This is a genomic window from Marinobacter alkalisoli, assembly GCF_045449855.1.
Lineage (GTDB): Bacteria > Pseudomonadota > Gammaproteobacteria > Pseudomonadales > Oleiphilaceae > Marinobacter.
Map to the genome: position 1 here is coordinate 60,717 of NZ_JBJJLC010000059.1, position 12,733 is coordinate 73,449.

General features: G+C 60.5%; 11 protein-coding genes. 7 read left to right on the forward strand and 4 right to left on the reverse strand.

The window, feature by feature from the left end; translation table 11 throughout:
* Nucleotides 1-61: 61 nt before the first annotated feature.
* Complete coding sequence (locus tag ACJO5Y_RS19835) at nt 62-1,063, reverse strand: GlxA family transcriptional regulator (protein ID WP_406989572.1); 1,002 nt, start codon at nt 1,061-1,063, stop codon at nt 62-64.
* 113 nt (nt 1,064-1,176) lie between these two features.
* Between ACJO5Y_RS19835 and ACJO5Y_RS19840 the strand changes: the two genes are divergently transcribed.
* Both ACJO5Y_RS19840 and ACJO5Y_RS19845 read left to right on the forward strand, forming a co-directional pair.
* Nucleotides 1,177-2,088: an alpha/beta fold hydrolase gene (locus ACJO5Y_RS19840; RefSeq protein ID WP_406989573.1), complete on the forward strand. Its 912-nt coding sequence runs from the start codon at nt 1,177-1,179 to the stop codon at nt 2,086-2,088.
* Between the two features lie 66 nt (nt 2,089-2,154).
* A complete protein-coding gene (locus ACJO5Y_RS19845; protein ID WP_406989574.1) occupies nt 2,155-3,027 on the forward strand; it encodes an alpha/beta fold hydrolase in 873 nt (290 codons plus the stop codon).
* 4 nt (nt 3,028-3,031) lie between these two features.
* Here ACJO5Y_RS19845 and ACJO5Y_RS19850 read toward each other — a convergent pair whose 3' ends face one another.
* Both ACJO5Y_RS19850 and ACJO5Y_RS19855 read right to left on the reverse strand, forming a co-directional pair.
* Nucleotides 3,032-3,853 (reverse strand): hypothetical protein, encoded by an 822-nt coding sequence (locus ACJO5Y_RS19850; RefSeq protein WP_406989575.1) that lies wholly within the window; start codon nt 3,851-3,853, stop codon nt 3,032-3,034.
* A complete protein-coding gene (locus tag ACJO5Y_RS19855; RefSeq protein ID WP_406989576.1) occupies nt 3,843-4,463 on the reverse strand; it encodes a TetR/AcrR family transcriptional regulator in 621 nt (206 codons plus the stop codon). The genes ACJO5Y_RS19850 and ACJO5Y_RS19855 overlap by 11 nt, the downstream gene beginning before the upstream one ends.
* A gap of 190 nt (nt 4,464-4,653) precedes the next feature.
* Here ACJO5Y_RS19855 and ACJO5Y_RS19860 point away from each other — a divergent pair, with 190 nt between their 5' ends.
* The 5 genes from ACJO5Y_RS19860 to ACJO5Y_RS19880 all read left to right on the forward strand — a co-directional run bounded on the left by ACJO5Y_RS19860 (nt 4,654) and on the right by ACJO5Y_RS19880 (nt 11,572).
* Entirely contained in the window at nt 4,654-6,750 is a 2,097-nt protein-coding gene (locus ACJO5Y_RS19860; protein ID WP_406989577.1) for a 3-hydroxyacyl-CoA dehydrogenase NAD-binding domain-containing protein, read from the forward strand.
* Between the two features lie 62 nt (nt 6,751-6,812).
* The gene (locus ACJO5Y_RS19865) at nt 6,813-7,994 is read left to right on the forward strand and encodes an acetyl-CoA C-acyltransferase (RefSeq protein ID WP_406989578.1); all 1,182 of its coding nucleotides are present in this window, start codon (nt 6,813-6,815) and stop codon (nt 7,992-7,994) included.
* 439 nt (nt 7,995-8,433) lie between these two features.
* Nucleotides 8,434-9,621: an acyl-CoA dehydrogenase family protein gene (locus ACJO5Y_RS19870; RefSeq protein WP_406989579.1), complete on the forward strand. Its 1,188-nt coding sequence runs from the start codon at nt 8,434-8,436 to the stop codon at nt 9,619-9,621.
* 9 nt (nt 9,622-9,630) lie between these two features.
* Nucleotides 9,631-10,779, forward strand: coding sequence for an acyl-CoA dehydrogenase family protein (locus ACJO5Y_RS19875; RefSeq protein ID WP_406989580.1), 1,149 nt, complete (start codon nt 9,631-9,633; stop codon nt 10,777-10,779).
* A 19-nt stretch (nt 10,780-10,798) separates the two neighbouring features.
* Nucleotides 10,799-11,572, forward strand: a complete 774-nt coding sequence (locus ACJO5Y_RS19880; protein WP_406989581.1) for an SDR family oxidoreductase — start codon at nt 10,799-10,801, stop codon at nt 11,570-11,572.
* Between the two features lie 18 nt (nt 11,573-11,590).
* Here the strand turns inward: ACJO5Y_RS19880 and ACJO5Y_RS19885 are convergent, their stop codons facing one another.
* Nucleotides 11,591-12,556, reverse strand: a complete 966-nt coding sequence (locus ACJO5Y_RS19885) for a threonine ammonia-lyase (RefSeq protein WP_406989582.1) — start codon at nt 12,554-12,556, stop codon at nt 11,591-11,593.
* Nucleotides 12,557-12,733 lie beyond the last annotated feature (177 nt).

The following is a 12,733-nucleotide window of genomic DNA, read 5'->3' on the forward strand; positions in this document are numbered from 1 at the left end:
TGCCAAAGCATTTTTTGCCGTACGGAAGTGAACGTATGAAACTCTTGGAAAGGCCGTCCGGTTACACCGCCATGGGTGTCACGTAGCTGAAGCGCTTGCGATACTGCTCCATGGTACAGCCCACCGTTCGTTTGAACAGCCGCCGGAAAGAACTGGCATCCTCATAACCCACACCCCAGATAATCCGGGCTGTCTGCTCGCGGCTCGACTCCAGCTTGTGTTTGGCGGCCTCAATACGCAGGTGCTGGAGATAGCCAATGGGCGTCTCTCCGGTCGCTTCCTTGAACCGACGCTTGAAGGTTCGCGTGCCCAGGCCGGCAACCTCGGCGACATCATCGATGGTGAGCGGTTCGGAATAGTGCTGCTCCAGCCAGGTTTGCGCCTTGCGGATGGCATCGTCCTGGTGGGCCTTGCGGCTGTAGAACGCCATGTAGGGCGTCTGTTCCACCCGACGGCCATCCAGGACCAGCATCTTGCTGCAGGCCAGTGCCACTGACGGTGACGCAAAGCGTTCCACCAGGTAGATGCACAGATCCATAAACGCCGTGGCACCACCGGCGCAGATAATCTGGCCGTTATCCACCAGCAACTGCTCCTCCTCCAGCCGGATTCGGGGGTAGCGGTTGCGAAACAGCGGCGCAGCGCGCCAGTGCGTGGTGGCAACCTGATCCTCCAGCAAGCCCGCCTCCGCCAACACAAAGCTGCCGGTGCACACACTTGCCAGCACAGCTCCCCGCTCAAAACTCTGTCGCAGCCAGCCGTGCAGAGGTATGGCTGGCGCCAGGGTGCGCTCCACCCGCTCAGCGCTGACCGCCGCCTCCACAGAGGAACCCACCACTATGAGATCCGGCTGGAAATCTTCGCGACGAACCGTTGGCGTAACCATGGCACCGCTATAACCACGCACTGGCTCGTTGTCCACCGTCACCAACTGACAGTCGAACAAGAGTTCATTGTGATTTGCCGGGACACGACCGCAGTAGTTGGCCACGGTAAAGAAATCCATCAAACCGTGCACTCCGGAGGCATGGCAGTTAGGCAAGGCAACGATTGCAATGTTCATGATGGAAGTGGCCCTTTTCGCACTTTATATGTCAAATATGACACTCCTGCTGGTAACCCGCAAGCCCTAATCTGATCCTGTCATCCACCAGAGCACGAAGAAGGACTTTCTCCATGACCTCACAACTGAATACACAGTCTGAAATCTTTCACCATTCCGCCACTCCTGCAAAGGCACCGACCAATGTCGGGCTCTCCGCCACGCGGCTGGCGCTGCAACTGTATGCGCGGGTATCGCCCCAGAAAGCCGGGCGACTGGTTAACCGGATGGCATTCAGGCCATCCCGGCTGCCCATGCCCACCCGCTACGAGCATTTGCTGGACAACACCGATAGCTATACCCAGCTTCAACATGGCTCACGCACCATTCCGGTGTATTCCTGGGGCCAGGGCCCGGTGATTCTCGGCGTTCACGGCTGGGCCGGGGCCGGCATCCAGTTCGGCGCCTGGGTCGACCCACTGGTGAAAGCCGGCTACCGGGTGGTGCTTTTCGACGCCCCGGCCCATGGCCGCGCCCAGGGCGAAAGTACGAACCTGTATGAAATGGCCGAAGTCATCGCAAAGGTGGCGGCCAGTGTCGGTCAGGTTCACGGCGTGCTGGCACACTCCATTGGCTGCATCGCCGTGGCCAGGGCCATCACCGACGGACTTCAGGCCAATTACGTGGCAATGCTGGCGCCGCCGGTCAGTCTGACCGCCGTGATGGAGAACCTGGGCAGACAATTGGGGCTGAGTCCGGAGGTGCTGTCCGTTCACCTGCAACTGATGGAGGAGCGTTTTGGGGCGTCGGTGTGGGACCAACTGGACCTTGAGACTCTTTCCCGCTCACTCACCCAGCGGGGCCTGATCGTCATTGATGACGACGACACGTCCATTTCGCCGGAAGAAAGCCAGCGAGTGGCCGGAACCTGGGACAAGGCGGAGGTGTTACGCACCAGTGGTCTGGGTCACAACCGCCTGTTGTGGAGCCCGATGGTTGTGGACACCGTGCTCAGGGACCTGGGCCGGCCTGTGGACACCCGCTGATTGCGCCTTTGCGCCGGGCCGTTTAAGGTTTCGCACAAGTTCCGTTAACTGACATGGAGTCCCGCAATGCAACTGTCCGACCCGAAACAGCAACAAACGCCCCGGGGCCGATTCGCCTGGCGGGAAGGCGGCAGCCCCGAGGGCCAGCCACTGGTGATGATCCACGGCTGGCCGGAGAGCTCCTACTGCTGGGAGCACGTGGCGGCATACCTGAAAGCGGGTTTTCGCGTCATCGCTCCGGACCTGCGGGGGCTGGGCGACAGTGAACGGTCCCCGGAAGTCGAGCATTATCGCAAACAGGCAATGGCGCAGGATGTGATCAGCCTGCTGGACAGCCTGGGCATCGGAGACTTCCAGCTTGTGGGCCACGACTGGGGCGGTATTGTCGCCCAGGAAGTGGCGCTGGCCATCCCCGACCGGGTGCGCCGGATGGTGATCATGAACATTGCCATCATCAACAACCTCAAGGGCAACCAGGAAGTCATCGAGAAGGTCCGCGCCGGTAGCGGTGCCGCATACTGGTACCAGCACTTCATGCAGACGCCGGGATTGCCGGAAGCCATGGTCCCCGGCGCCGAAGAGACCTGGCTGGGACATTTCCTGCGCACCTGGAACGGTGAACCCTTTCCGCAAGACGCGTTCGACGAATACGTGCGCACCTTCCGGATTCCGGGCACCCCCGGTACCAGTTCCAACTACTACCGAACCTTTCGCGATGACGCCAAACGCTGGGCCACCACGGCGGGCCATCGCTGGCCGATGCCATCCATGTATGTCTATGGCAACAAGGACAAGGTGATTATCCCGGAATATCTCAATCACATTGAGGCGTGTTTTGAGTCCGTGCGAGTGGAGCAGGTGGAGGCGGGGCATTTTCTGCAGGAAGAACAGCCGGCCGCGGTGGCGGGCTACCTCAACGATTTTCTGCAAACCGAGTAAAGTGCTAGCGGGTCGGGCTCACATACACCCAGTTGGTGCCCACGTTATCGCACACAATGATGTCGCGGTTGATTACCGTGCACAGGGAGAGGTCGTCCGGCAGCTCATCGTGATAACGGGTGTCTACCGCCAGGTTTTTCTTGTCCTGTTTGAGCAGGGTAAAGGTCTGCTCCATGCGCCGGGCAAAATCGACACCGCCGCCTTCCATGGTGTGGAAGGCGTGATGGAATGCGGTGAAGCTCATGGTGCTGGCGCCCAGGCCGATGTCCACCATTTTGGGGATATAGCGATCGTAGGCATCTGACAGATAGCGCCGCACCGTTTCCTCATCATTCCGGTTGCCTTCGAACGGGCCAAGCCCCAGGCGGTTGTTCGACGCCAGGACACCGTCCTTCAATTTGCTGTTGGGCTGGTTCGTCACCAGATCGAAACGCCGTTGTGGGCAGGTAATGCGTTGGCCCTGAAGGCGGCACTCCGTCAATTGCCCGTTGGGTTCCGACTCAGCTTCAGGCTCTGAACCCACAAGTTCCGGGCCAGCCTGCGAGGGCGGGCTCCCTGGCGCTGCCGAGACACCGACGTCTGGCACGTCCAGCCCCAGACGCCCGGCGGGTCGCCGCAAAAGCAACGCCTGCACTTGTGGATCGTTGCGTTTGAAATCTGTTGGGGAAGGCAACCCGGCACCCCCTCCTTCGCGAACGACCTGGCAGTACAGCTGCTCCAGTTCCGTTTTCGCGCCTTCCATGCAAGCACTCTCCGCTGCACGGGCGGCCTGGGCAAGACCAATGCAGGCGCCCAGCGCCAGAAGGGCCAGCCATCTAGTCGTCATCACGCTGCCCCAGCGCCAGGCGTGCCATCAGGTCTTCAACCCGGCGAATGGTCTCGGCGTCACCCTTCTTGCCCGTAAGCACCACCTGCGAGCCGATGGTGGCCACATACATCAGCAGCGCCAGATCCCGTATGTGCTGGGGATCACTACTCAGACGCTGATACAGCTCACAGTTCTGATTGATCCGTGCTTCGTCCACCTCGGTCACCAGCTCCGCCGCATAATCATTCCGGCGGGCGAAATCCCGCACCGCCAGCTCAACCTGAAGGCGACGGATGTTGCGGGAGGCATCGGTGAGCAGAAGCTCCAGAATCTGCTTTAGCTCGGTTTCCACATCCCCGCCCTTGGGCTTCCAGTACTGGAGTTCGTGAAAACGCCGATCCCGCCAGCGGTCGAGAAAGCTGACCACCAGATCCTCATGGTCCTTGAAGTGCCAGTAGAAACTACCCCGGGTGACACCGAGTTTTTTCGACAGCGTCAGCACCCGTAGCTGGCTGAAACCGCCCGCGGCCACTTCGCCAGCGGCGGCGTCCAGCCAATCGTCGCGGGTCAGTTGCGCTTTTTCCGGCGTCTGGCGGCTGTTGCGTTTGGTCGGTTTGGCATCAGTCATTCGGTACTCAGATCCTGCTGCTGGCGATGTTGAGGGCATTCTACATGAACAGGCACAACAAATTTGAAACCGTTGACCCTGCACATAACATACAGTAGTGTATGGACCAACAATACACCAGTGTATGGAGATTTCAACGCGCGTCTTCATGCCGACGATCAACCCGATTCCAGTATCAGGGAGCTGCCCAATGAGTACCGCCCATTACGATCTTAACGGCGCTATTGCCGTTATCCGACTCGACAACCCACCGGTCAACGGCCTCGGTTTCGCTTTACGCCAGGGCATTGTGAACGGCATCCGCCAGGCGGAAACCGATGAGGCCGTGAAAGCCGTTGTGCTGATCGGCTCCGATCGCGCCTTTTCTGGCGGTGCCGATATCAGTGAATTCGGCTCGCCCAAAGCCAGCGCCGAACCCAACCTGAACACCGTAATCAACTACGTGGAAAGCAGCCGCAAGCCGGTCATCGCCGCCATCAGCGGTGCCTGCATGGGCGGTGGTCTGGAACTGGCCCTGGGTTGTCATTACCGCATCGCCAAGCCCGATGCCCAGATTGCCCTGCCGGAAGTAAAACTGGGCCTATTGCCCGGCGCCGGCGGCACCCAGCGCCTGCCGCGGGTGATTGGCGCCGAACACGCCCTGAACATGATTGTCTCCGGCAGCGTGGTACCTGCGAAGCAGTTCAAGGGCAGCGCATTATTTGACGAGATCGTCGATGGCGAATTGCTGGACGCCGCCATTGCCTACGCCACCAAGGTGGTCAGCGAAAAGCTGCCGCTGAAGAAGGTGCGTGACCTGAAGGCCAAGCACCCCAATCCGGAAGGCTTCTTCATGTTCACCCGCAACACTGTGGGTGCCATGGCGAAGAATTATCCGGCGCCGCTGAAGTGCGTGGACGCGGTAAAGGCCGCCGTGACCATGCCTTTTGACAAGGGTATGGAAGTCGAGCGCGAAGCCTTCGTGAACCTGATGCAGACGCCGGAATCCCGCGCCCTGCGCCACGCGTTTTTCTCCGAGCGCCTGACCAGCAAGATTGCCGATGTCCCCGCTGACACCCCCACCCGTGATATCCAGTCCGTCGGGGTGATCGGTGGCGGCACCATGGGTACCGGCATCAGCATCAACTTCCTCAACGCCGGCATCCCCGTGACACTGGTGGAGATGAAGCAGGAAGGCCTGGATCGCGGCATGGCCGCCATCCAGAAGGCTTACGAAGGCCGGGTGAAGAAAGGCAAGATGAGTGAAGACGACGCCCGCGCCCGCATGGAGCTGGTAACACCGTCTCTCAGCTATGACGACCTCGGCAACGTCGATCTGGTGATCGAAGCCGTGTTCGAGGAAATGGGGGTCAAACAGTCCGTCTTTGAGAAACTGGACGAGGTGTGCAAGCCCGGCGCCATCCTGGCCTCCAACACCTCCACCCTGGACCTGAACAAGATCGCCAGCTTCACCAAGCGCCCGGAAGACGTCATCGGTCTGCACTTCTTCAGCCCGGCCAACATCATGAAGCTGCTGGAAGTGGTACGCGGCGAAAAGACCGCCAATGACGTACTGGCTACCGCCATGAAACTGGCCAAGGCGATCAAGAAGACCGCCGTGGTATCCGGCGTCTGCGACGGCTTTATCGGCAACCGCATGATCAACCAGTACCAGCGCGAAGCCCTGCTGATGCTGGAGGAAGGCGCCAGCGTGCAGCAAATCGACAAGGCCATCGAGAAGTTCGGCTTTGCCATGGGCCCGCTGCGTATGGCCGACCTGGCCGGCGGCGACATCGGCTGGGCCATCCGCAAGCGTCAGTATGAAGAGAACCCGGACATGGTGAAGATGGTGGTGGCCGACCGCCTGTGCGAAATGGGCCGCTACGGCCAGAAGACCGGCGCCGGTTTCTACCGCTACGAGCCGGGCAACCGCAACGCCCTGCACGATCCGGAAGTGGACAAGGTGGTGGACGACGTGCGTGCCGAGCTGGGCATCACCCCGCGCAAGATCAGCAACCAGGAAATCGTCGAGCGTTGCGTTTATGCCCTGGTCAACGAAGGCGCGCAGATTCTGGACGAAGGCATCGCCCAGCGCGCCTCCGACATCGATATGGTGTATCTGACCGGTTACGGCTTCCCCGTGTTCCGCGGCGGCCCCATGCACTACGCCGAAGAAGTCGGGCTGCCCAACGTGGTCCGCGCCATGCAGGCCTTCACCGAAGACCGTCACACCCAGCCAGGCTTCTGGGAGCCAGCGGCCCTTCTGGCCAAGCGCGCCGAAGAAGGCAAGGGTTTCGACGCTAAATAACCGGTCCACGAATTGATCCGGGGCTGCGTTTAAACCGCAGCTCCGACCTGAGGAGAATTGTTATGTCCAATGATGTTGTCATCGTATCCACTGCCCGCACGCCCCTGGCCAAATCCTGGCGCGGCGGCCTGAACATGACCCACGGTGCTACTTTGGCGGGCCACGCCATCCAGCACGCGGTCGAGCGCTCGAAAGTCGACCCCAACGAAATCGAAGACGTGCTGATGGGCTGCGCCCTGCCGGAAGGCTCCACCGGTAACGACGTCGCCCGCATGGGTGCCATCCGCGCGGGCCTGCCGGTTTCCGTGGCCGGCGCCACCATCAACCGCTTCTGCTCCTCCGGCCTGCAGGCCATCGCCATGGCGGCCCACCACATTGCCGTGGACCGGGTGCCGGTGATGGTCGCCGGCGGTGTTGAATCCATCTCCACCGTCCAGGCCAACGTCAACCAGAACTACTTCATGGAACCCTGGCTGGCCAAGAACAAGCCGGAACTCTACTGGTCCATGCTGGACACCGCCGAAACCGTGGCCAAGCGCTACGACATCAAGAAAGAAGACATGGACGAATACGGCGTACGCAGCCAGAACCTGGCCGCCCAGGCCCGTGAAGACGGCAAGTTCGACGACGAGATCGTACCCATCACCACCACCATGGGCGTTGCCGACAAGGCCACCGGCCAGCTCAGCAGCCAGGAAGTGACCGTCAGCCAGGACGAAGGCATCCGCCCGGGCACCAACCTGGAAGGCGTCAGCAAGATCCGCTCAGCAATGGAAGGCGGTGTGGTCACCGCCGGCAACGCCAGCCAGTTCTCTGACGGTGCTTCAGCGTGTGTTTTGATGGACAGCAAAGTGGCCGAACAGCGCGGTGCTACTCCACTGGGCATCTTCCGTGGTTTTGCCGTTGCCGGTTGTGAGCCCGACGAAATGGGCATCGGCCCGGTATTCGCGGTTCCCAAGCTGCTCAAGCGCGCCGGCCTGACGGTCGACGACATCGGACTGTGGGAACTCAACGAAGCCTTCGCCGTTCAGGTTCTCTACTGCCAGCGCAAACTGGGCATCCCGATGGATCGCCTGAACGTCAACGGCGGCGCCATTGCCGTCGGCCACCCCTACGGCACCACCGGTTCACGCCTCGTTGGCCACGCCCTGATCGAAGGCAAGCGCCGTGGCGTTAAGTACGTCGTCGTTACTATGTGCGTTGGTACCGGCATGGGTGCTGCCGGGTTGTTTGAGGTTGCCTAAAGCTTTGGTTGCCTGAAGCTTTGGGGGAAGCGCCTGTTGGGTAGGGTGTTCCGAAACACGCTGTAAACACGTCCGTGTGCGCTTGGGCTCCGCCATCCATGGCTCCGCACAGTTTCGGAACACCCCACCCAACAGCCGCCCGTAGCTTCATGCAATGGCCAACAGGTGCAGCTATCCGAGGCTGGGGAATGTTCGCCCAAAGCGATTTACGAAAGCAGGCACGCACGAACTCGAAGCGTCGGATGGGTATCCCCTTTCAAAACTGTGCGGAGCCATGGATGGCGGAGCCCAAGCGTCACATGGATGTGCCGAAGGAGCGTGTTTTGAAAGGGGATACCCATTCGGCGCCACCCCCGAGCTTATAAGCCCAGCATTAAAAACCAACAGGCAACTCAGAAGTCAAAACCGTCAACCTGAGCCACCAGACAAGAGGTGCAACATGGATCTGAATTACACCCCCGAACAAGAGGCGTTCCGCGCTGAAGTTCGCCAGTTTCTAGACGACAACCTGCCGGACGACATTCGCGAACGTGTGCAGAAACGCCTGCGCCCGGACAAAGCGATGACCGAACGCTGGCAGAAAATCCTATTCAACAAGGGCTGGGGTGCTTCCACCTGGCCGGAAGAGTTTGGTGGTCCGGGCTGGAGCCCCATCGAACAGCTGATCTTCGAGGAAGAGTGCGCCCTCGCCGGCGCGCCCCGCCAGTTGGACTTTGGCCTACGCATGGTGGCGCCGGTGATCATGACCTTCGGAAATGATGAGCAGAAACAGCGCTTCCTGCCGGGCATTCTCAGTGGTGAAGACTGGTGGTGTCAGGGTTATTCCGAGCCGGGCTCCGGTTCGGATCTGGCGTCACTGCGCACGTCTGCCAAACGAGAAGGCGATCACTTCATCGTTAACGGCCAGAAAACCTGGACCACCCTGGGCCAGCATGCCGACTGGATTTTCTGTCTGGTACGCACCAGCAACGAAGGCAAGCAGCAACAGGGTATTTCATTCCTGCTGATCGACATGAACACTCCCGGCATCGACGTTCGCCCCATCATCATGCTGGATGGCGAGCACGAAATTAACGAAGTCTATTTCGACAACGTGAAAGTGCCGGCTGACAATCTGGTGGGTGAGGAGAACAAGGGCTGGACCTACGCCAAATTCCTGCTGGGTCACGAACGCACGGGTCTGGCCAATGTGGGCCAGTGGAAAGCAGCCATGAAACGCCTCAAGGAAGTGGCCCGGGAAGAGCAGGACGGCCAGCGGCCGCTGATCGAAAACACCCGCTTCCGCGACCGCCTGGCCCAGCTGGATATGGAGCTTCAGGCTCTGGAGCTGACCGTCCTGAGAGTCCTGACCGACAGACGCGGCCCCGGGCCGCAGGCGTCGATCCTCAAGATTCGTGGTACGGAAATCGGCCAGCAGCTGTTCGAGATGCTGATGGAGGCCACCGGGCATGACGCCATCGCCCATATTCCGGAGGCACTGGAGCTGGACTACAACGGCCCCAGAGTTGGGTCTGCCGACGCCACACCGGCGGCCGGCGATTACTTCAACATGCGCAAACTGTCGATCTTTGGCGGATCCAACGAGATCCAGCGCAACATCATCGCCCAACTCGTGCTTGGTCTGTAAGGAGGCGTTATGAATTTTGAACTGACCGAAGAACAGCAAATGCTGAACGATTCCCTGCGCCGCTTCGTGACCAACGAATACGGTTTCGAAAAACGAGGGGAAATCATCAAATCCGGACAAGGCACCGATCCCGCCACCTGGTCAGCCCTGGCGGAGATGGGACTGCTCGGTTTCACCTTCCCGGAAGACTATGACGGGCTGGGCGGCAATGCCATCGACACCATGGTGGTGATGGAAAACGTTGGCCGCGGTCTGGTGGTGGAGCCCTACCTGGCGACCGTCGTATTGGCCGGCGGGCTGATCCGGGATGCCGGAAACGACGCCCAGAAAGCCGACATCCTGCCGGGCATCGCCAATGGTGAAAGACTTCTGGCGCTGGCTCATAGCGAACCGGGTGCACGTTACAACCTAAGCTACGTGCAGACCACCGCCCGCAAGGACGGCGACCATTTCCTGATCAGCGGCCAGAAAACCGCCGTGCTCCATGGCGGCCAGGCGAACCAGTTGATTGTCTCCGCGCGCACCAGTGGTGGTGTGAACGATGAATCCGGTTTGTCCCTGTTCCTGGTGGATCGCGACGCGAACGGCGTCAAAGTGGACGACTTTGCCACCCACGATGGCCACCGCACGGCTGATATCAGCTTCAGCAACGTCACTGTCAGCGCCGACAACCTGATTGGCACCCTTGATGAGGCCTACCCCGCTATTGAAAAGGCCGTGGACCTGGGTATTGCCGCCCTGTGTGCGGAAGCCGTTGGTGCCATGGAGGCCATGAACACCACGACCCTGGACTACATCAAGACACGCAAGCAGTTTAGCGTCGCCATCGGCAAGTTCCAGACGCTGCAACACCGCATGGCGGATATGTTTATCCACACCGAACAGGCAAAATCCATGGCTATCCTGGCCGCCAGCGAGGCGGATTCAAACGACCGCGCCAGCCGCCGGAAAGCCATCTCCACGGCCAAAACGCTGGTCGGCCAGGCTGCGCGTTATGTGGGCCAGGAAGGCGTGCAACTGCACGGCGGTATGGGTGTGACCGACGAGATGTTCGCCGCCCACCTGTTCAAGCGCCTGACCCTGATCAACCTGCTGTTCGGCGATGCCGATCATCACCTGGCACAGGTCAGCGACGGTCTGCTGGCCAAGACCGCCTGAATCATTAAAGGAGATAACCATGAGTGTAAAACAACTATTGGATCTGGCCGGCAAGGTCGCCTTTATCACCGGCGGCTCCCGCGGTCTGGGCCTGCAAATGGCCGAAGCGCTGGGGGAACTGGGAGCAAAAATCGCCATCAGCGCCCGCAAGCAGCATGAGCTGGATGATGCCAAGGCGCATCTGGAAGCTCAGGGCGTTGAAGTGGTGACCATTGCGGCGGACCTGTCTGACCTGGAGGGCATACCCTCCGTGGTGGATCAGGTCGTCAGTCAGCTTGGCGATATCGATATCCTGGTCAACAACGCCGGCGCCACCTGGGGCGCCCCGGCGGAGGACTACCCGGCGGAAGGCTGGATGAAGGTGATGAACCTGAACGTGAACGCCGCCTTCTTCCTGACCCAGACCGTGGGCAAGCGCTGCATGATTCCCCGCAATACTGGCAAGGTGATCAACATTGCCTCCATTGCGGGCCTGTCCGGCAACCCGGAAGGCATGAAGACCATCGCCTACAACACCAGCAAGGGCGCCATGGTGAATTTCACCCGCGCGCTGGCGTCCGAATGGGGCCATCACAACATCAACGTGAACGCCCTTTGCCCGGGATTCTTCCCGTCGAAGATGTCCCAGGGGTTGCTGGATGCCCAAGGTGAGAAGATGCTGGAGCGCATTCCCCTCAAGCGCTTTGGTGGCGAGGAAGACCTCAAGGGCGCCGCCGTACTGCTGGCCTCCGAGGCCGGACGGCACATTACCGGGCAATGCCTGGCGGTGGATGGCGGCACGCTGGTCAGTTAAGCGTGCTCGTTTAGCCTGTTAAAGGCACTGACTGACCTGCTCCAGGTCCAGGTTACCGCCGGTAATGATCAGTACCGTGGTCTTCTCTGGTTCAGGCGCAACCTGGTTTTCCAGTAACGCCGCCAGGCCAACGCTGGCGCCGGGCTCTACATAGAGCCTGGCCTCGGTCAGTAGCCGCCGCGTGGCCTCCCGGATACCCGCCTCGGTAACCGTCACAATCCGGTCCACCACCTGGCGGGAGGCGGCGTAGGTGCAGTCGCCCACCACCGCCGGTGCCAGGCTGGCAGCCCAGGTATCCACCGAGTCGAGGCTGGCACTGGCATCCTGCTTTTGCCAGGCGTTAAACATGGTCGCCGCACCTTCCGGCTCCACGCCGATCAGCTCCACCTCCGGCCGCTGCGCCTTGATGGCCAGCCCCAGCCCGGAAATCAAACCGCCGCCCCCAATCGGACACAACACCCGGTCCACATCCGGCCGCTGGCGCAGCAATTCCAGGCCAACGGTGCCCTGCCCGGCCATGATGCGGACATCATTATAGGGGTGAACCAGAGTCAGCCCTTTTTCGTCCCGCAATTCGTGGCACAAGGCCACGGCCTGCTGAATACTGCCTTGAACAATCACCTCGGCACCCAGCGCCCGGGTACGACGAATCTTTAACGGGCTGGAACCCTCGGGCATCACCACCGTGAGCGGTACGTCCTGCATGGCGGCCGCCCAGGCGAGGCCAACAGCGTGGTTGCCCGCAGAGACCGTCACCAGGCCAGCCTTGAGTTCGTCTTCGCTGGCGGTCAGCAGCCAGTTCAACGCACCACGGACCTTGAAGCTGCCGGTGCGCTGAAGGCTCTCGCACTTCAGACCAAGCGACTGGCCCACGGCGGCATCCAGGTCAGGCACATTCAGAAGTGGCGTTTCGCCCAGGTGTGGCCGAATACGCCGCTCCGCCTCCAGAATTCGGGATTGGTCAGGAAGGACTAGTTTGGTCATGGCGCGCTCTCCTTTGCTCCCTTTTACAAACCATGGTTCAGGAACGACTGGCTATCAAGATACTTCGACCAACCGGAATCGGATGTAGAAACACACACCTTGCACATATCCAAAATGGGTATACAATTACCCAAATTAGGCATTAATCTGAAAGAACTCGATAATCACCGGTGACCC